Genomic DNA, 19,542 nt, shown 5'->3' on the forward strand with positions numbered 1-19,542 from the left:
AGTACGGATGCCCCATGTCGCCAAGAGCCGCTAACAAAACGACGATGCTCACCGTCAGCCGGCCGGTGCTCGGTGCGGAATGTACCGGCCGCACACCCAGTTCCAAGCGCGCCGTGCACACCCACCTGACGACTGCTCGCTACGTTTTATCAGCCGCTAGTTAGGTATCTCAGTCGCTCTTTAGGTATCGCCTGCGGAGGAGTGGCGAGATCGCACACCTCACTCCAGTCCCAAGTCCCCATTCCCAAATCTCCACCTCACACCTCGCGCACCGTCCGGAACGCATCCATATCGGTAAACGTGCAAAAGTGAAAACGCGGGATCGTGATGGGGCCCGCTGCCGCAAGCCGCTTGAGCCAGCCGCCCACTGCGGCGCGATAGGCAGCCTGTTCTGCGCGATCGAGCGTTTCGCACAGGTAGGCCAGCGAGATATGAAACTGGAAGTTGATGTAGTCCGGGCGCTGCAGGCGGGTCAGCGTCATCAGTGCCTGACGCGCGGCTTCCAGGCGCTGCGCGGTCTGTGCATCGGCAGGTTGCAGCGGGATGAGCAGATTGTCGTTGCTGCCGGTCTTTGCCGCAGACGGATTCACCACAAAGCTGCACGCACCCAACGGCGCTGCAGTGCGTTGCGCCAGCCGCGAAAGAAAATCGGCATTGATCTCGCTCAACGCCACATCGCGCGTCAGATCGCTTGGCCATGGCCCGCTGGCGCGGTCGATCTCGTTGACCCCGCCCAGCAGGGTCACGTGATAACTGCTGGGTGGCAGCAGCGCGAACTTGCTCGCGAAGCGGTGCTCGGGCAGTTCGCGGTAGATGTCCAGCACGCGGTCGAAGCTGTCGTAGCTCTCGCCCTGTTGTTCGAGGTGGCCCACGAAGGTATTGCCGGCAAATGCCATCGGCCGACGTGAGCGCAGGAACTTGCGCCCCACATCCGGCGGCGGTGTGCTGGCCAGCGCGGGCAGGCCGCTGGTCAGCAGCGTGGCGCCGGCTGCGGCGGCCATCAGATGGCGGCGGCTGATGGGGGTGTCCAGAAACGACGACATGGGGAGCTCCTCAGAGTTTGACGTTGACGCCGAGCATCACGGTGGGGGCCATCTTCCAGGCCGATTGCACGTATTCCTGATCGCGGCCGATGCGGTACTGGTAGCCCTGGCCGGCCAGATTGAGCACGTCCAGGCTCACCGCCAGCGTGGGCGACACGTCCCAGGCCAGTTTCAGGTCCAGACGGTCCAGCGGCTGCTGGTAGCGGTTGCGATAGAACTCCTGCTGGCTGCTGTAGTTGGGGTAGCGGTCGTCCCACAGCTCGCCGGTGCGGCTCCAGGCCAGCGTGCTGCGCAGCGGCCCGCGGGCGTAATTCAGGGTCAGGTTCCACAACTGCCTGGGCTGCTGCGGCAGCACGTCCAGCGTGGTGCGGGTGCCATCGCCGAGCACCACCGGGTAGTCCACGTGCAGGAACGTCACATTGGCGCCGACCGACAGCCCGGCAAGCGCGGGTAGCCACGGGCCGAGTTCCTTGATCGCGCCGAGTTCGGCACCGCGCATGCGCACCGGGCGGTCGGTGTTGCGCGGCTGGGTGACCAGCACCTGCTGGCTGTCGATGTCCTGCAGCTGGCCGTAGCGGAAGATCTCGTTGTCGATGGTCTTGCGGAACAGGGCGATCGACAGCAGGCTGCCGCCGTCGTCGAAGGTCCAGTCGTGGCCAAGGTCCAGATTCTGCGAGCGGCGCGGTTGCAGGTCCGGGTTGCCCTGGTTGAGCGTCGGCGGGGTGCTGCCCAACGTGAGCACGCCGCCGTTTAGCGCCATCTGGTCCAGCCGCGGCCGCCCGATCGAGCGCGAGGCGCCAACGCGCAAGGTGCCGTTGGCGCTGGTCTGCCACTGGCCGGCCAGCGACGGCAGCCAGTTGCGGTAGGTCCGTTGCGCGCCGACCGCGGTCCACACGTTACCGCTCAGTTGCTGGCCGGTGCTGCCGAAGCGGGTCTGTTCCAGGCGCACGCCACCGGCCAGGCGCCAGCGTTCGCCGCGCCACTGCGCCTGGGCGAAGCCGGCGCGCACCTGCTCGTCGACGGTGTAACTGCCGCTGTTCTGTGCGGTGGTGTCCACCACCCCACGCGCCTGGCCGGCAACCGCATCCCAGCGTGCGTCGGCCAGCGCCGGGGCGATGGTGAGCATCGGCATGTTGCAGCCCAGCGCGCAGGTGGGGCTGCCCAGCACATCGGCCAGCGAATACGGCAACCCGCTCCAGGTGGTGCGCTGGAACGCGGTCTGCATATGCGTGCGGACCTGTCGCAGGCCCCAGGCCAGGCCCAGTCCCTGGCTGTCTTCGTCCATGTTGCGACGGAACTCCAGTTGCAGGTCGCTCACTCGCTCGGCGTAGCTCGTGCGCTCCTGCTGGTGGTTGAGGTTGGTGTAGCGGGTCGGGTCGTCGGCCAGCGCGGGGTTCAGGGGCGCGAATGCGGACAGTTCGCCGCTCCAGTCGAAGGCATAGGCCAGGCGGTTTTGCTGGAAGCGATCCCAGGTCTGCGGGTTGTCCACCGTGGCGCGCGAGGTGCTTGCGCGCAGCGCGCCGCGCCACTGCGCCGGCAGCTCGGCCAGCAGTTCGCCGTTGACGCCGGTCAGGCCGCGCTTCCAACGCAACTGCCCCAGCTCGACGAGCTGGTTGAGGTTGTCCAGCGTGCCGCTTTGCGGGCCGGTGCGGGTCAGGCGCGCGCTGCTTTGTACCTGCGCGGCCTGGGTGGCGCGGTCGGAGGCCTCGCGCTGGCGGAACGCATACCCGGACACATGGCCGCTGAGTGGGCCGTCGGGCTGCCAATCCACGCGCATGCTCACGCTGCGGCGCTCGCGGGTGTTGTCGTAGTTGTACCAGCGCCGTTCGCTGGGCACCGCGTCGCCGACTCCGCCATAGGGCACCGGAGCGCGCGTGCCGTCGGCGTTGTACCAGTTCAAGGCGCCCCCGTTTTCCTGCTGTGGAACGGAGATCACCCGGCGCCAGAGGCTGACCGCCCCCAGAAACGCAAACGCATCGTCGCGGCCGAAGCGCTTGCCCCATTTGAGCTCGCCTTCGCCCACCGGGGTGCGGCCGCCATAGCGTTGCCCCATCAGGTTGGCGCCGCCCTTGGCCGAGGCGGTCAGCAGGCCGTCCGGGCGGCCGAAGCCGGTGGCGGTGACCAGGTTGGTGACCCCGCCGATCGCGCCGCCGTCGTTTTCCGGCAGCAGCGACTTCACCACATCGATGCGGTCGACGAAGTTGGCCGGCAGCACATCCATCATGGCCTGGCGGCTGCCGATGTCGTTGCTGGCGAACGCAAAGCCGTCGATCAGCATGCTGTTGTAGTTGCCGTTGAGGCCGCGCACGGTCACGTAGCGCGGTTCGCCCTGGTATTCCACGGTGCTCACGCCGGTGACGCGGCGCAACGCGTCGCCGACGTTGAAATCCGGCAATTGCCCGATGCTGTCGGCGGCCACCGAATCCACGATGGTCGGCGCGGTCTGCTTGGTGGCGATGGCACGGGTGTTTTGCGACTGGAACGAGGTACGGACCTGCACCGTATCCAGGGTGTGCGCGTCATCCAGGACTGGCGCGTCGGCCTCGACCGGCGTCTGGGCTGCGCTGGCCGGCCCGGGAAGCCAGCCGATCAAGGCCAGCCCCAACGCCAGCGACAACGCATGCCGGGGCTGCGGGCAAGGCGGTGGGGAGCAATGGGGGTGGGAATGAGGTTGCAACGGGCGCATGGCACGATCCGACGTCGGGCGGCCCCGAGGTGGCGCCGCAGGCGGATTAAATTAAGCTTCTTAATTAAAACGATTATGACAACGACAGAGCTTTCGCCGCGCATGCCTTCCTTCTTCGCAAACGCGGCCATCCGTGCGCATTACCGTCGCCGTGGCGATGGCCATGCCGCCGGCGCCAGCGAGCGCCTGCTGCTGGACTTGATTCGCCGTGACGGCCAGGTAGCGCGCGCCGATCTGCCGCGTGCCAGCGGGCTCAGCGTGCCCGGCACCAAGGGCATCATCGACCCGCTGGTGGCCCATGGCCTGCTGCAGCTGGGGCCGTCGCTGCGGCGTGGCCGCGGCCAGCCCAGCGCGCAGGTGAGTCTGGTGCCCGGCTATGCGTACAGCATCGGGGTGTCGTTGATGGTCGATGGCATCGCGGTGGTGTTGATCGACTTCGCCGGGCAGCTGCGTGGCCAACACCAGTACACCGCCTTCCCGCTGACCCTGGAGGTGGTGCGCGCGCACTTGCCTGTGCTGGTGGAGGCGGTGCTGCAGGCGGCCGGCGTGGACCGGCAGCGTGTGTTCGGCGTCGGTTTGAGCATGACCGGGCCGCGGATCGGCGATGGAACCCGGGTCAATCCGCCGCTGTCGCTGGCAGCGGAATGGATGCAGGTCGAGCTGGACCGGTTGGTCGCCGACTGCCTCCAGCTGCCGGTCTGGATGGACAACGATGCCCACTGCGCCGCGCTGGCCGAAGCGGTGTACGGGGTAGGGCGGCAATCGCCGGATCTGGTCTATCTGTACATCGCCGATGGCTTTGCCGCGGGCGTGATCGCGGCGGGCAGCGTGCGCCGCGGGGCGCATGCGAATGCGGGCGAACTCGGCCGCATCTCCGCCATTACCGGCATGCCGCGGCCCACCCTGGAAAGCCTGCGTCAGGCGCTGGTCGCCGACGGCCATGTGCTGCCGGACCTGCACGCCATGCTTCAGCACTACGACGCTGGGTGGCCGCAGATCGATGCCTGGCTGGATCTGGTGCAACCGACCGTGACCCTGGCGGTGGCCGCCATCATCGCGTTGATCGACCCGCCGACGGTCGTCTTCGGCGCGCGCCTGCCGGCCGATCTGGCGCAGCGGCTGATCGCCCGCATCGCCTTCGAATCGGCGCCGCGGCGTGGCGTTGCATCGCCGTATCCATCCTTGCTGGTGGGGCAGGTGCAGGCACAGGCCACGGTGCTGGGCGCGGCCATGTTGCCGTTCAAGGAAACCCTGTTCTAGCGCAGACGATGCCGCTTGCCTGCAGGGACGACAGCGTTGGGCGTGCGGCATCGTTTCGCATTGCGATGGCAGATTTCGCCCCGGTCGGGCATTGTCATATGGCATTCGGTCTACTGGCCGCCACCAGTGCTCCGGAGCGCATCATGCGTATTAGTCCTTCGCAACTGTCCGTCCCGCCCGCCGCCGCGTTGGCAACGCCCACGCACGCCACTCCAAGCACGCCAGCGAACGTGCCGCACCTGCCCGGCGGCAACCAGCCGCCGGGGACGCGCCCGCGTCGCCGCGGCGCCAACGTGCCGCCGCTGGTGCCCTTGCCCGACAGCGCGATGACCGGCGCGCAGGCGCTGGTGGCGATCGATGGGGAGTTCTCCGAGCAGCGCCTGGTCGAAGTGCAGGCCAGGCAGATCACCGTGCAGGCCGCGCAAAGCACGCTTTCCAAGTATCTCGCGCAGGCGGGCACGGCCCGGAACGGGGACAGCATCGCGGAACGCTTTGCCGCCGGAACGCTGCAGCCGGTCTACCTGGATAGCGCCGCGTTCACTGCCATGGCGCGCGGCCTGTCCGGGCGCGCACGCGCAGCGGCAGGCCCGGTGCTGGTGGATGCGGAGCACGGGCGCATCATCTTCGATCTGAAGCGCGCCTTTGCCGCGGGCGACCACTTCAGCGATCCAGCGCTCAGCGCATTGCGCAAGGCGCTGGATCTGCCTGGTCTTGGACTGGCCACGCCGGACTGGCTACAGCCGGGATCATCCGCACCGCCGCGTCGCAAGTTGCAGCAGGCCGCGCAGTACCACGGCCACGAGGTGCCGGCGCAGGATGGCGGCGCGGCCTTCTTCAAAGCCAACGACCATCATCTGGTGGCCGGTAAGCAGGCGTTGCTGCGCAAGCACCGCAAGGAGCTGATCCACGAGAACTATTTCCAGGCGCCCAGCACGCGCGCGCTGGGCAAGGACGTGATGGTGCACCGGGGCTTGTTCGACAACCATGCCGGCATTCCGGAGAACTCGCTTGCCGCCATCGATCGCGCCTACGAACAGGGTTATCGCAATCTGGAGCTGGATGTCGAAGTCAGCGCCGACGGCGTGCCGGTGCTGATGCACGACTTCAGCATCGGCCGCATGACCGACGACCCGCAGAACCGGCTGGTATCGCAGGTGCCGTTCGCGCAATTGCGTCAGATGCCGCTGGTGATCCGCAACCCGGTCGATGGCAACTTCGTCAAGACCGACCAAGCCATTGCTGCCGTGGAGCAGGCGCTGGAGCACGTGTTGCAAAAGCCCGAGGCCATGTCGGTCGCACTCGATTGCAAGGAAGACACCGCCGAGCCGGTAGCGATGCTGCTGATGCGTCGGCCGGAGCTGCGCAAGGCCGCGGCGATCAAGCTGTATGCCAAGTACTACACCGGCGGTTTCGATCAATTTGTGGCCAATCTGTACACGCACTACCAGATCAATCCGCTGCACTCGCAGGATGCGCCACGCCGTGCCGCGCTCGATCGCCTGCTGTCCAAGATCAATGTGGTGCCGGTCTTCAGCCAGGGCATGCTGGCCGACCAGCAGCTGCGCGATTTCTTCCCCGGCAAGGACACCGGGCCGGAAGGATTGGCCGACACGGCAGTGCAATGGCTGGAAAGCTGGAACAGGATGCGCCCGGTCATCGTGGAGGCGGTGGCCACCAATGCGGACACCGATGCGGGCAAGGCCATGGAATTGACACGCACACGCCTGCGCCAGCCCGACTCGGCTTACGCGCAAGCGGCATTTTCGTCCGGCTACCGTTACGAGGATTTCTCCCTGCCGCGCGCCAACCACGAAAAGGATTACTACGTCTGGCGCAATTTCGGCGAGATGCAGAAGCTCAGCAACGAAGCCTTCGGGATCCAGCGCACCACGGCCGGTGCCTTTCGCGATGCCGGCGAGAGCCTGCTGACCGACCAGCCGGAAGAAGAACTCCTGGCCCTGCTGGAAAACCGCACGCTGGCGCGTGGCCATACCGGCATGGAACTGGATCTGCCGCCGGAGACCCCCATCGACAGCGCGCGCGATGCGCAGATCGTGCAGCAGCGCAGCAGCGAATTCCGCGCCGCATCCAAGCCGGCCGACCCGGCCCTGGTGGCGGCAGTGCGCGAAGGTCGCGTCCTGGACCGTAGCGTAGAGCTCCAGCACGATCCCGCCGCACGGCGCGCGGTCGATGCCCGCGCCGAATCGCTGGGGCGACTGAACGCGCAGTATCGCGGCGCACCGGTGAGCCACTATCTCAACGCGCAGGCCGAACAGATCGAACCCGAGCAGTGAGATTGGTCAAGCGCTGCTGTGCCAAGTACGCATGCCGGCATGCCGCCGCACCACCCGGCTGGGCGCTCTGCCACCAGCCGGCGACCACGCAGCGTCTTTCGACCAAGACGATCGTCCTCATCGCGTTCGATCGCTTGCCCGATGGCGGCAAGGGGCTGCTGCGTGACACCTGTGCGCGTTGGGTGCTGAAGGAGATGGACCAACCTTAGGCGGTGCGCCCGCTGCCGCTGCGGGCGATTTCAGGATCCCGCGCAGCTGGTCAACCACCGGTTCTTCCAGATCTCCACCGTCGAGCAGGAAGGGTTGGCGTTGTTCGAAACCGGCGCCATCCCGGTTTGCTGTCGCACGACGACAATGTCGTCGTCATTGCCTGGATGCTGGATCCGAAGTGGGTACGCCAATCGGATCAAAACGTCGATATATCGACGGTGATCGTCGCTGCAAGCGCGACGGTGTGGACGGGGAGGCGAAGACACGGTCGACGGCAGGCACATTTCATCGCTACACAGAATGCGATATTCCGTTTCGGAATAATCATTTCGCAATTGATGCATCGCAGATCTCGGGCTTGATGTCATTTTCGAGTCACTGACGACGATGATGTATGCCGAAAGGCGAACGTGGATGCCTCTGGGTGCATCCAACCACCTCGCTTGCACGCTGATAAGTTCGCTCCGTCATTGCCCGGATCGTTGATGGGGGCACGTGCGCCAGACCGTGGCTGTCTGCTGCACGTCGGCCGTGGTGTCGCCTCGATCGCGCATCACCCGGCCAACAGCGACTCCGACGCTGCAAGCGAGGTTGGTACCGTCATGCGTCCGTCAAATGATGTGCCGGCTGCCACTGCCGCACGTCAGCAGCCCGCAAGCCCGGGCGGCAGCACGCCGCTCTTCCCACCACAGCGAGGACATGCCGTGACGAAGACCACTTCAACCAGCGCTTCCCAGCCAGTGCAAGTAAACCGCTCAGACGTGGTGATCGAAATGCCGCCGCCGCAGCAGCCCAACCAGACGCAGTCATTCTCAGCGAACCCTGCACTGTCTGGCTTGGTTCGCAGACCTCCCGGAAGACGCAATACTTCGGAAGGCGGCAATGGGTCTGGCAGCGCCGTCGACAAAGAAAAGCACTCCGGCCAAAGCCCCCTGCTCCATCACGCGGCCGGGTCGATCTTGCATAGCGAAGAGGAGGAAATCGAGATCTTCCACAGCGCCAGAGAGTTCCCGGAACCACCGGAAACACGCCCTGTCTCTCACGAACAAGCCGACCCGCCCGTCGTGGCGTTGCACCCGCCCGCGACGACCATTGCACCTGCGGCAGCAACCGGTGCAACCACAACTGCCGAGCGTCTGGCCGCGCTGGCCGCATCGGTCGGAACCGGAGCGGTGCGTGGCGTGCGCACCGCACTTGGACCGACCGCAGCGGCAGTGGCGTCCGCTGCACGTGGCGTGCACCTGATCAATTTCGACAAACAGTACCTGGGCGCTGCGATGGGGCATCTGGTGCATCAGGCGACGTCCGTTGGAACGACCACCTTCGCGCGCGAATTGCTGGGCGAAGGATTGTTCGCCGCCTTCCGTCAACTCCCACCCGAAGCGGTCGTTGCGCTGCAGGCGGTGTCGGGCACGCTGCAGATGGCGCTGCATACGCTGCGAGCCAACCGCGAGAACCGCAATCCAGACGCGGCTGCGCGAGGTTTCCACAATCTCAGTCTGGAACAGTGGAATGCCTTATCCAGCGACGAACAGGCCAACAAGAGAGCTGAGCAAAAGCATTACTCGGAGCTGGTCACCCGTCTGGCATTGGGCGGCATCCTGAGCAACATCGCAGTGGGTGCGGCCGGCAAGTCGGCCGGCCAGCCGGAGATGGCTGCCAGACTGCTGGCCAGCGACGTGAAGATTGCCGCGTATGCCGCAGCGCGCGATACGATCCAGGCAACATTCCGCATGGTGGGAATGCGCGGCCCCACCAACGGTGGCATCAGCGATCCGCATATCACCAGTGCCGGAAGGTTCTACGGCATGGCCAACGTGCTGACCAATCTGACGGCCAACGAACTGTCTTCGCCAGACCTTGCAACCGCACGGCAACGCTGGGCAGGCCTGAATTCGCCTTTCAACAAGGGCCGGGCGACCAATGTGATCGTGCGTCAATCCGCAGTATCGGCAGCATTGAATCTCGCCATGGAAACGCTGGATTGGCTCAATGTGACCCAGCATGAAGCCGATGAGGCCGGCACACAGCAATTCCTGGACCCAGCACTCAAGGGCAAGCGCGAGGACTACGCGCGTGTCATGGACCAGTCGATCACACGCACCGCTGCAATCAACTCCAATATCGCACTCGGCACCGCCATCAATATGATCGGCGCTTGGGTCGGGTTATCGCCTACACGCAGCGCGTTGCTCTCCAATACGGTATCCGGGGTTGCCGCCGGCATGCAGTACAAGACCATCGGTGCGACCTGGCAGGCAGAGGCGGCCGTTCGCGAGGCTGAGGCGCTTCGTTCGCAGGCTGAGTAAGAGAGCGGCCTGTAAACATCGCGGGGGGCGTCACGCAGGTGCGATTGGCGCACTTAGAACCGACGTTTATCGACGTTACATTTCGTCTCAGGACAACAGACGCGCCCGCCTGGCGGTGAGCACAGTCGTTTTGTTAGCTGCTCTTGTATGCAGCGATCAAACCGCCGTGCTCGACAACCGGCAGGCGCGGCTTTTGCCCGGTAAGTACAAGCAACTTGGACAGGTAGTGCGGGTCAGCCGGCATCTCTTTGCACTGCAGCGGAGCGATTCCTTGATGCAGGCGGTCGGCATTACGCACGACTGCTGGCGAGACGGTCCACCACTTCAAGCGCCGTCTATGCGGTGACGCATGCGCACGCACCGATCGCTTCAGCTGCTGCGCATGGTGCAGCCGGCGTTAGCGCAGCGACTACGCGTCTTGCCGAAACGTTTGACAGACCAAGTGCCGCACCCTGCGCGCTGCTGCGGCCGCAGCCGCGTTACTCCGCAACCACGCCGCGCCTGATCAGGATGGAATGGATGGCATGCGCATACTTGTCGCGCTCCATCGGCGTTTCGGAATGATAAGCCCCCACAGCGGCCCAGGTATTTCCGTACTTATTGGTCATCTCGCGCAGCCGCCAGGCCGCCACATACACGCTGACGCACGGCTGCATCAATGCGTCCCTGGAGATGCCGTAACTGGAAAGGCGACGCAGGTGGATCGAATTGATCTGCATTTTTCCGTAGTCGATGGTGCCGTTATTGTTGCGGTGGATCGCGTCGGCACGGCCGCGGGATTCCTGCCACGCAATGGCGCGTAGCACCCACGGATTGACATGCTGATAGCCGGCGGCTTCTTCAAAACAATCTGCGCGTGCGAGCGGTGCGGCGCACAGCAACGCCGCCGCAATCCACAGGCGCCGCCGAGACGAGCCATCACGCCTGGGCTGGAGCCCGTACCACTGCGCATCCGCCGGCATGTTCCTGGAGAGCGCAGCCCAATGCTGTGGGCGCCATATGCTTGTGCCGTGCGCAGACGCACACGTGATCGGCGTATCGGTCTCTGTCATGTCTGTCACCTGATCGTCGTTGATTTCAGCAACGCAGCGGAGTGGATACGCATCCCCGGTTGATCCGACGCTCCGCTCGATCAGGTCACCATAACGGCGCTGTGCGCACGCAGGCACATGCTGGACGAAGCATCTACCACATAAGCGAAACCATACATGTATCGTTGCAATGCACGGTTTTTTGGCGCGTTCGTGGTTTTTTCTGTTCTCATGTTCGCAAGCAAAGGCGCGCTTTCGCGTCCTGGTAAATGTACTGCGGTCGGCTCTTCTACCTTACTGACGGGGGCGGTGCAGCGTCCCCCTTGTGATATTGCCGTTGCAGCTTTCCGGCAATCCGCGATGTACCCAGTCAACCACATAAGACGGGAATCACCATGGCCTCTATCGGAAATAACCCCACCAACTTCAGTAACTTTCAGACAATGGGCATCGGGCCCCAGCAAACTCAGCAGTCCGGTCAGAGCTCGTCGCCGGCTGCCTCCGAGCAGCAGCTGGATCAGCTGCTCGCCATGTTCATCATGATTATGCTCCAGCAGAGCCAGGGCAGCGATGCCAATCAGGGCTGCGGAGACGAACAACCGCAGAACGACCAGCAGGGCGGCATGAGTTCGTTGACGCAGATGCTGATGCAGATCGTGACGAAGCTGATGCAGAGCCAGGGTGGCGGCGGCATGGGCGGTGGCGGTTCTTTTGGCGACAGCAAGGTTGCCGACAACACGGGTGGCGGCTTCAATCCCAACATGTCGAGCTTCACCGGCCAAGCCTGATGGGCAATGCGTGCAGGTTGCCAGGTACCACGGCAGCCTGCACGCTGCGACAGCGACCGGAGATGGTACGGTCATGCAGGCGATCTTGCTGCCGAGACGCTGGGTCGACTCGCGCTCCAAGTGCAACACTCTTCCACTTCGAACCCGCGTTTCTGTCAAGGCGCTTGCTGACGTAACGTCACTTCAATCAAGACAGACGAGCTTGCACTTCCAAGTGTCGCGCCAGCATTTGATGTTTGCAGCTGTTTCATTTGAATTCTTGACGCCGCCCAGTGCGGTGCCATTGCGTAACTCCCCACGCACATGACAGCAGCTGCGCTGTTCGGCGATGGATACACTGCGTCCCGCACGCGGCAGCAGGTGGGTGAGCCTGGGGAAAAGACGATGGCGCGCGCCCGATCCGCGACCGAGCTTGGCGTGTTTGCGATCGCGGTAAGGCGGTCTTGCGCGATGACCTCGTCGCATCTGCTGCGCAATGGGTAAACGTCGCCAGCGAGCCGAATCCTGCACTCCATCACGCATCCGAACCCACGTTTTGTCCAGCTCGCTAATGACACTGCAAGTTCGCCCGCAGTGCGGTCGTTGCTAGGTAACTCGGTTGCATCATGTCCGCGTGGCAATGCCTGTCACCACTGAGTGGTTTGGTGGGTGGTGGCGCGGTGGCCGAACAGACCGCACGCAACTTTGTTGGTCATCGCGGCGGCATCGGCGAGTCAAGCACTTTCCTAGTCGTTTTGACAAGGTCAATCCATTCGCCAGGCGCACCCTTGTCTCTCTCACTACTTCAAGGAGCGTTGCGATCATGCAAATACGTCCAGACAGTCCCTTTTACGATCCTCACTACGGTATAGATCCGGACCACCACGACCGTCGTCCCCCGAGCGAGGACGCCAACGCCGAGGCCGTTCATAACGCGCGGCAACAGATGAATGGATTTCTTGGCGATCTCCAAGCAGTGTCTCAAAATACGCGGCACGCGCTTGCTGCAGCCAGGTTGGCGCAGCAGCGGCGGGGCACCCAGTCGAGCAATTACCCGCGCAACTCCGAGTATCAATCGAGAGGTGGTGGTGGATTGCCCGGCACGTCACCACATCGCTCGCACGGGCATTTTCATTCCAGCTCGAATGTGTACGCCCCCGCAGCCCCGCAGAACCATCTGGACCGAATGATGGCTAACTTCTACCCGGGCCGCGAACAGGAGCGGCGCCTGCGCATGCGCAACGAGGCTTTCCACGGTCCGCAGACCGGAACCTCGCAGACACGCCCGTATGGCGAACGTCCCTACTCAAACGCAGGCGCCGATGCGGTGGGGGCTTTTATGCAACAGACAAACGACTTTCTCAATCAAATCGGTGCGGCAAGCCACTATCAGCAGAACATGCAAAACGCGCCCGTCTTTCCAGCGCAGACCGGCACACCGCAGACGCGCCCGTATCCGCGCAACGTCCAATATCCAGGCACCGGTAGCAGGTGGCAAGGCTCCGCGCCACGTCATCAAACATGGGACACTGGTGTGCCTTACGCGAACGCAGGCGCCGATGCCGTGGAAAGTTTGAGGCGGCAGACAGCCGAGTTCACCGCTAACTTGGGCGCTGCGCACGACCATCAGCAGCAGATGCTCGACAGGCTCATGCAGCTGCGACGGGACCGCCACGCGAATACACGCAACTAGCCGGTCAACTGCGACTCCAAGTAGGAAACTACCGGCGGAGCGCTGGCCGGCCGCGCGCAGTATGTCTGCCGGCGACGGCCTTCTTGGCCCCGACCGGCTGATGCAGAACCGGGGCGGCGCCGGCATGGGCAGTAGCGCTTCGTTCGGCACCGGCTTGGGCGGGGTTTCAATGTCAAGCTGTCGCCCATCACCGCCCAAGCCTGATGCGCAATGCGTACAGGCTGCCGGTCTACGCGGCAGCCTGTACGGTGTCAGCGCATCGGCTGCACGCCGATGCGCTGCTCAGGGCGAGACGATATGCGGGGTCAGCAAGAACAACCGCTGCAGCCGCGAGCCACTTTGCTGGCGATGCTTGAACAGGTTGCCGACCAGTGGAATCTTGGACAACCCGGGCACCTTGTTCAGATCGGTCTGATCGCTGTCGGACGCATAACCGGCGATCAGCAGGCTCTGGCCTTCGTTGACGAACGCCTGGGTGGTGATCTCGCTGGAGGTGATGACGGGAATGCCATCGACGGTATTGGCGCCCAACTGCCCGTCTTCGATCCGCACATCCAGGCGCATCTGCCCGTTGGGCGAACCGGGCACCACACTCGGCAACACGCGGAGCGACACCCCCGCGGACAGGTTGTAGAGGTCTGCGGAGGCATAGCCGCTGACGCGCACGAATGCCTGCTGCTTGTGATCCATCACCGCTTCCACATTGTCCAGCGTCGCCACCTGCGGGGTGGAGACGATCTTGGCCTTGTTGGTCTGCTCCAGCGCCGACACGCGCGTCATCAGGTAACGTCCCGCATCACCCAGCACCGCCGTCAGGGTGCCGCCCAACGGAGTGCTGGCGCCTGCCGCCGCCGCACCGCCCAATGCGCCATCGTAGCCAAGCTGACCGCCACGCCCGTCGCCGGTCTGCACATCGACGCGCCGGCTGTGGAAGCGCCAGTCCACGCCAAGATCCTGCATGGCGCCGTCGCGGATCTCGATGATGGTGGCATCGATCTGCAGCAGCTTGGGGCGATTGTCGAGCTGCTGGATCAAGGTGCCATAGGCAGCCATCCGCTCCGGGCGGTCGCGAATGAGAATGGCGTTGGTGCGTGGGTCGGCTTCGATCACCGGTGCGTCGGACGCCAGCTCGCCGCCGCTGCCGGCATCCATCGACAGCGGCGCATCGCGGCGGGCCTGGCTCATTTCCGGCCAGACATTGGCCGGTGCGTTGGCGCCACTGCCCGGCAAGGGCGGGCTGAGCGGCGCCCGGTCGGACGGCGAGCCACCGCCGAACCATGACGCAGGCAAGCCGAGGATGCCGGTATTGCTGGTGCCGCTGCCGCCAGCCTGGCCTTGCGCGGCATTGCCGAAGGTATTGGACGAGCCACCGCCGATCGGCTGCAGCCGCCCGAAATTGGCGCCTGGCCCGGGCAGCGCGGCAGCGGGCGCGCCACGTGCGCCGTACATGCCGCGCAACAGGCTGGCCATGCCGGGGACCTGCACGTCCTGCCCACCGATGCGGGTGCTGTGATCGGCCGCCTGCGCATAATGCAGCTGAAACACCTGCACTTCAGTGGCATCGCGCTGGCGTGCGCCTTGCTCGACCTGCTTGGCGATCGCGGCCACGGTATCCACGTATCCCGGCGGGCCGGACACCACCGCCACGTGCGCGGCCTCGTCGTAACGGACGGGGAAGCGCGGATCGTCCAGCCGCATGCGGGCAAGCGCATCGCGCAGCGCACGCGTCGACGCGGCGCCCAGATTCAAGGTCGCATTCTTGGTTTCGTTGGCGCCCCAGATTCTGAGCACGGCACCGTCGTAATACCAGACGAAGCCGAACGTCGCAGACAAATCGTCGAGAAATTTTTGCGGGCTGGCCTCGAACTTGCCGCTGAGCGTGCCAGTCACTTCCGGCGAAATCCAGGTGGTGATGGATTGGCTGGCGGACAGGTCGCGCAGTACCTCCTTGAGATCCTTGTGGTCGGCGACGTATTTGAAGCTGCGCGAATGCCACGGCACCTGGGTGGCAGCGGCTTGCGGCGGCAACAGCGGCAGCAGGCCGAGCAGCAACGCGGCGACCAGCGGTGCACGTCGATGGCGGTGAACTGGAGGACAGGCGTATGCCATGGCGTTCCCTCTGCGAGGCAAGTGAAAGAAGTCGATAGGGCGGAGCCTGGCACGCAGGCGTCGGCCGGGGAGTGCGTGCCGCGTGCAGCCGGGCTGCGGACACGGCGTCGGGCAGCACATCGCAGGCGCGTGCGGTCAGTGTAGGGAGCGCACGGCAGTCGATGTCTCAACAATGATCAATGCGATGTACCTCCTTTGCCGCCGATGTTCGCGGCATCGTGCAACTGCTGCTGGAAATGGAGGAAGCCGAGTGCGTCACCGGATTGCGTAATGAACACGCTGGTTAACAGCGCGAGCAGCAGCAGCGCCAGTACGCCGCGGATCGGTTGACTCAGATTCGAAGGTTCCAGCTTGTCCGCAGCGCGCGCCACAAAGCCGATGGCCAGATCCACCAGCACCAGTACCAGCATCAGCGGCGCGGACAGTTTGACGATTGCGGTCATCATGTCGTCGGTCTGCTGGATGACGAAGGACTCGGCGACCGCGCCCATGTCCGGGGTGAGCTGGCTCAGCGGCCACCAACGAAACGATTCGAACAGCGCACCGAGCAGCATCAGCATGCCGCCCAGCGCGTAGAAGGACACGATCGCCAACTGCATCAATACCGTGGACACCGGCGTGCTCTGCTCGCCGCTCAGCGGGTTGGTCATCTGGACGTTGTTGTAGCCGGACACATCGTCGATCAGCAGGCCCACGCTCTCGGCAACCCAGAACACCGTGGAGGCGGCAAACCCGATCAGCAGGCCGATGAAGGCTTCCTTGAACACCAGCCCCACCAGGCCGGTCGCTTCGATCCTGGCCAGCGCATCGGCAGGTTGTCCGTAGGCGATGAACGAGCTCAGCACATAGATCACACCATTGCGCGCGATTCCGGGGAGACTGTCCTGCGCCGTGGCCGGCAGCACGAAGAACATCACGAACACGCGCACCCCGCACAGCGCCAGCAAGGCCAGCAGCGAGACGCCCTGGGATGAAAGCGCCAGCAATGCATTTGCGATGTCGCTCATGGCTGCACTCCACGCGCGGCACGATGCAGACGCAGCCCGATCAAGGCTTCGATCGCATCTTCTTCCTCGGCGGTTTCGCGTTGGGCTTGCCAGGCGCGCTGCGCGCTGGCGGCCTTTTCCGCATACACCTGCGCCTGTGCCTGCAGCCTGCTCACCGTCTGTTGCACCGTTGCGACTTCGTCGCGTGCGCTCTGCACTGCCTGCGTCGCTGCGACCAGCGCCTGCTGTGCGGCGCGGCAGCGCTCTTCCAGTACTGCACGGAAGCGCTGATGCTGCAGGATCGCGTCGATGCCGATCGACTCGCCCGCGCCGGCCTTGTCGGTCAGCGTGGCATCGAACGCGGCCAGACGCGTGGTGCAGGCGTTCGCCTCCTGACTGCAACTGGCACGCTCGCGGTCGCACTGCTCCAGCGCACGCCTGCAGTCGTTCAGGCGGTCCTGCATTCGCTCGTGACGGCGCGTCTTCAGCTGCTGCAACGTCGCCCAGGTGCTCGCACGCTCACGCATCGTCGATCACGCCGGCAAGCTGTTCCAGGGTAGTGTCATAGTCGCTGAGCTCATCGGTGGGTTGGCTGAGGAAGTCGCGAATCGCATCGATCCTGGCGATCGCCTCGTCGGCGACCGCGTCGCTGCCCTGGCGGTATTCACCGACCTGCAGCAAGGTTTCCACCTCGTTGTGTTTGGCCAGCAGACGCCGTAGCTGGCCGGCGTACTGGCGTTGCTCGGCAGACACGATCTGGCTCATCACCCGGCTCAGGCTTCCCAGCACATCGATGGCCGGGTACTGGTTTTTGGCGGCGATCTCGCGCGAAAGAATCAGATGGCCATCCAGGATGCCGCGCACTTCTTCGGCGATCGGATCGCTGCCGGTGTCGTCCTCGGCCAGCACGGTGTAGAACGCGGTGATCGAACCCGTCTCGCCCATGCCGGCACGTTCGAGCAGGCGCGGTAGCTCGGCAAACACCGACGGCGGGAAGCCGCGACGTGTAGGGGGCTCGCCGGCGGCCAGGCCGATCTCGCGTTGCGCGCGGGCAAAGCGCGTCAGCGAGTCCATCATCAGCAGAACGCGCATGCCGCGATCGCGAAAATATTCGGCGATGGCGGTACCGACATAGGCGGCCTTGGCACGCTCGATGGAGGAGCGGTCGGAGGTCGCACACACCACCACGCTGCGCGCCAGGCCGTCTTCGCCAAGAATCAGTTCGATGAACTCGCGCACTTCACGTCCGCGCTCGCCGATCAGCACGATCACGTTGACGTCGCACTGCGTACCGCGCGCGAACATCCCCATCAAGGTGCTCTTGCCGACGCCGGCAGCGGCGAAGATGCCCATGCGCTGGCCTTCGCCCAGCGTCATCAGGCCATCGACGATGCGCACACCGGTCGGCATCGGCTGTTCGATCAGGCGTCGGCGCATCGGGTCCGGCGCCTGCGCCTGGATCTGCACCCAGTCCACGCCTGCGACCGGCCCCTGGCCGTCGGCCGGCTCGCCCAGGCCATCGAGCACACGTCCCAGCAGCGCCGGGCCGACCGGCACCGCCAGTGCGCGCCCGGATCCGACCACGCGCGTCTCGCGCGACAACCCGACCAGTTCGCCGAATGGCGCCAGCAAGGCGAGATGGCGGCTGAAGCCCACCACCTCGGCGCGCTGCAACAGCGAGCCATCGCGCTGGCGCAACTCGCACACCTCGCCCAGGCTGACCTGCACCCCGGCGACCTTGAGCATGGTGCCGATCACCTCGACCACCTTGCCGTAGCGACGACCGAAGGCCAGCGCAGCCAATTCGCGCTCGAGCGTTGTTTCCAACATCGGTAGCTCAGTGGTCATCCAACACCGCCTGCGGCGCGGCCAGGACGCGGCGGATCACCCGCTGGATGCTGCGTAGCTGATCGCGCAGATCGGTCTCGAACACGCCGGTATCCCATTCGCACACGCAGGCACCCAAGGCCAGATCCGCGTCGCCGCACAGGTCCACCGGCATGCTCCAGCCTGCGGCCGCCGCGGCCGCATCGAAGGCGCGCCGGGCGTCGTCCACCGCATCCGGATGCACGCTCACCCGCAAGGCCTTGGCCTCGTCCAGGGCGCCGTCCAGCGCCTGTGCGGCGCGCGCGTACAGCGCAGCGGGGTCGTGCCCGTACAGGACCTGTGCGCAGGCGTGCGCGACGATCTCGGCCAGACGTGCGCGTGCGCGCTGTGCGGCGTCCTCTGCTGCGAAGGCATGCCGCAGGCCGCGTTCGTTCCACGCGTCGAGCTGACGGCGCAGCCCGGCGGCATAGCCCAAGCGTGCGCTGCGCTCGGCTTTTTCCTGGGCGTCCTGGAGGATCGCCTCGGCCTGCTGTTGGGCATCGTTGATCAGCGCCTGCGCCTGCGTCCGGGCGTCGCCCAGTGTCTGTGCGCAACGCGCGTGCACCTGCGCAGCCGCCGCGTCCAGCTCAAGCACGCAGGCCAGTGCTTCGCGGGGGATGACGTCGCAGTCCAGGCCCACCGCCTCCGGTGTAGACCTCAGCCATAGACGCATGGCAGCTCCGGCAACAAGGTGGGAAGCGCCTGCAGGAACGCATCGCTCGCGCCATCTGCAGCGATGGGCGCCACGTGCGCCGCGTCCAACGGCAAGGACAGCGCCATCACGTTGGCGATGCAGGGGTCGGGCCACACACCATCTGCCTGCATGCGCCGCCAGCCATCGCCGACCCATGCCGCCTGGTCGGCGTCGCGGGGCAACAGCGGCGCTGTCGTGCCGGTGCCTGCGCGATGGCGCACAGCGTCAAGCACCGCTGGGCCTACCCGCTGCTCGAACCAGATCAGGCGCTCGCGCTCGATGCAGCGGCGCAGCGCCACCGCGCGCGAAAACAACGCGCGGCTCATCAGCACCTTGGCGAGCAGATCGGGCGCGAGCGCGACCAGCCGATTGGCCAGCGGATCCAGCGCACAGAGCTGCATGCGCGAGCATCCCGACCAAGCCTGGATCACGCGCACACGACGCTGCGCAGGTGCGCCTGCCCAGCCGGCCGCAGCGACCGGACCCAGCCAGTGGGCCACCCGGTCCGCATCCAGCGATTGCGCCAGGGCGGACATGGCCGCTGTCCATCGTTGCAGCCACAGTGCCGCGTTGTCGATGCGTGCGTGGTCCATA

Annotated in this window: 15 protein-coding genes and 1 other RNA gene; 7 read left to right on the forward strand and 9 right to left on the reverse strand. The window is 65.2% G+C overall.

The features are described 5' to 3' along the window. Positions 1-79: 79 nt before the first annotated feature. A non-coding RNA gene (locus XdyCFBP7245_RS02630) (sX9 sRNA) lies at positions 80-155 on the forward strand. Positions 156-257: 102 nt separating this feature from the next. On the opposite strand, the gene XdyCFBP7245_RS02635 is transcribed toward XdyCFBP7245_RS02630, so the two are convergent. Both XdyCFBP7245_RS02635 and XdyCFBP7245_RS02640 read right to left on the reverse strand, forming a co-directional pair. After that, the gene (locus XdyCFBP7245_RS02635) at positions 258-1,043 is read right to left on the reverse strand and encodes a DUF1868 domain-containing protein (RefSeq protein WP_104614276.1); all 786 of its coding nucleotides are present in this window, start codon (positions 1,041-1,043) and stop codon (positions 258-260) included. Positions 1,044-1,053: 10 nt separating this feature from the next. Next, on the reverse strand, positions 1,054-3,729 hold the full coding sequence (locus XdyCFBP7245_RS02640) for a TonB-dependent receptor (RefSeq protein ID WP_211287632.1): 2,676 nt from the start codon (positions 3,727-3,729) through the stop codon (positions 1,054-1,056). Between the two features lie 102 nt (positions 3,730-3,831). On the opposite strand from XdyCFBP7245_RS02640, the gene XdyCFBP7245_RS02645 reads away from it, so the two are divergent. The 4 genes from XdyCFBP7245_RS02645 (at position 3,832) to XdyCFBP7245_RS02665 (ending at position 9,802) form a co-directional block, all read left to right on the forward strand. Beyond that, a complete protein-coding gene (locus tag XdyCFBP7245_RS02645) occupies positions 3,832-4,989 on the forward strand; it encodes an ROK family protein (protein ID WP_104614278.1) in 1,158 nt (385 codons plus the stop codon). Positions 4,990-5,132: 143 nt separating this feature from the next. After that, on the forward strand, positions 5,133-7,283 hold the full coding sequence (avrBs2, locus tag XdyCFBP7245_RS02650; protein ID WP_104614437.1) for a type III secretion system effector avirulence protein AvrBs2: 2,151 nt from the start codon (positions 5,133-5,135) through the stop codon (positions 7,281-7,283). A gap of 2 nt (positions 7,284-7,285) precedes the next feature. After that, positions 7,286-7,492, forward strand: coding sequence for a hypothetical protein (locus tag XdyCFBP7245_RS02655; RefSeq protein WP_104614279.1), 207 nt, complete (start codon positions 7,286-7,288; stop codon positions 7,490-7,492). A 705-nt stretch (positions 7,493-8,197) separates the two neighbouring features. After that, positions 8,198-9,802 carry a hypothetical protein gene (locus XdyCFBP7245_RS02665; protein ID WP_372469467.1) on the forward strand — a complete coding sequence of 535 codons (1,605 nt, stop codon included), beginning with the start codon at positions 8,198-8,200 and terminating at the stop codon, positions 9,800-9,802. A gap of 479 nt (positions 9,803-10,281) precedes the next feature. On the opposite strand, the gene XdyCFBP7245_RS02675 is transcribed toward XdyCFBP7245_RS02665, so the two are convergent. Then, positions 10,282-10,764, reverse strand: a complete 483-nt coding sequence (locus tag XdyCFBP7245_RS02675) for a lytic transglycosylase domain-containing protein (protein WP_228322999.1) — start codon at positions 10,762-10,764, stop codon at positions 10,282-10,284. Positions 10,765-11,228: 464 nt separating this feature from the next. Between XdyCFBP7245_RS02675 and xopA the strand changes: the two genes are divergently transcribed. Together xopA and XdyCFBP7245_RS23665 are read left to right on the forward strand one after the other, a co-directional pair. After that, positions 11,229-11,621 carry a XopA/Hpa1 family type III secretion system protein gene (gene xopA / locus XdyCFBP7245_RS02680; RefSeq protein ID WP_104614282.1) on the forward strand — a complete coding sequence of 131 codons (393 nt, stop codon included), beginning with the start codon at positions 11,229-11,231 and terminating at the stop codon, positions 11,619-11,621. 802 nt (positions 11,622-12,423) lie between these two features. Continuing rightward, positions 12,424-13,293 carry a hypothetical protein gene (locus tag XdyCFBP7245_RS23665; protein WP_146091637.1) on the forward strand — a complete coding sequence of 290 codons (870 nt, stop codon included), beginning with the start codon at positions 12,424-12,426 and terminating at the stop codon, positions 13,291-13,293. A gap of 282 nt (positions 13,294-13,575) precedes the next feature. Here XdyCFBP7245_RS23665 and sctC read toward each other — a convergent pair whose 3' ends face one another. The 6 genes from sctC to XdyCFBP7245_RS02720 form a co-directional block, all read right to left on the reverse strand. Continuing rightward, positions 13,576-15,402 (reverse strand): type III secretion system outer membrane ring subunit SctC, encoded by a 1,827-nt coding sequence (gene sctC / locus XdyCFBP7245_RS02695; RefSeq protein ID WP_104614285.1) that lies wholly within the window; start codon positions 15,400-15,402, stop codon positions 13,576-13,578. Positions 15,403-15,578: 176 nt separating this feature from the next. Next, positions 15,579-16,409, reverse strand: coding sequence for a type III secretion system export apparatus subunit SctT (sctT, locus tag XdyCFBP7245_RS02700; RefSeq protein WP_104614286.1), 831 nt, complete (start codon positions 16,407-16,409; stop codon positions 15,579-15,581). Further along, a complete protein-coding gene (locus XdyCFBP7245_RS02705) occupies positions 16,406-16,915 on the reverse strand; it encodes a type III secretion protein HrpB7 (protein ID WP_104614287.1) in 510 nt (169 codons plus the stop codon). Before XdyCFBP7245_RS02705 ends, sctT begins: the two co-directional genes overlap by 4 nt. After that, on the reverse strand, positions 16,908-18,236 hold the full coding sequence (gene sctN, locus XdyCFBP7245_RS02710; protein WP_104614288.1) for a type III secretion system ATPase SctN: 1,329 nt from the start codon (positions 18,234-18,236) through the stop codon (positions 16,908-16,910). The genes XdyCFBP7245_RS02705 and sctN overlap by 8 nt, the downstream gene beginning before the upstream one ends. Continuing rightward, on the reverse strand, positions 18,226-18,927 hold the full coding sequence (gene sctL, locus XdyCFBP7245_RS02715; protein ID WP_104614289.1) for a type III secretion system stator protein SctL: 702 nt from the start codon (positions 18,925-18,927) through the stop codon (positions 18,226-18,228). The genes sctN and sctL overlap by 11 nt, the downstream gene beginning before the upstream one ends. Then, positions 18,912-19,541, reverse strand: coding sequence for a type III secretion protein HrpB4 (locus tag XdyCFBP7245_RS02720; protein ID WP_104614290.1), 630 nt, complete (start codon positions 19,539-19,541; stop codon positions 18,912-18,914). The genes sctL and XdyCFBP7245_RS02720 overlap by 16 nt, the downstream gene beginning before the upstream one ends. Position 19,542: the final 1 nt, after the last annotated feature.

The organism is Xanthomonas dyei, assembly GCF_002939865.1.
Taxonomy (GTDB): domain Bacteria; phylum Pseudomonadota; class Gammaproteobacteria; order Xanthomonadales; family Xanthomonadaceae; genus Xanthomonas; species Xanthomonas dyei.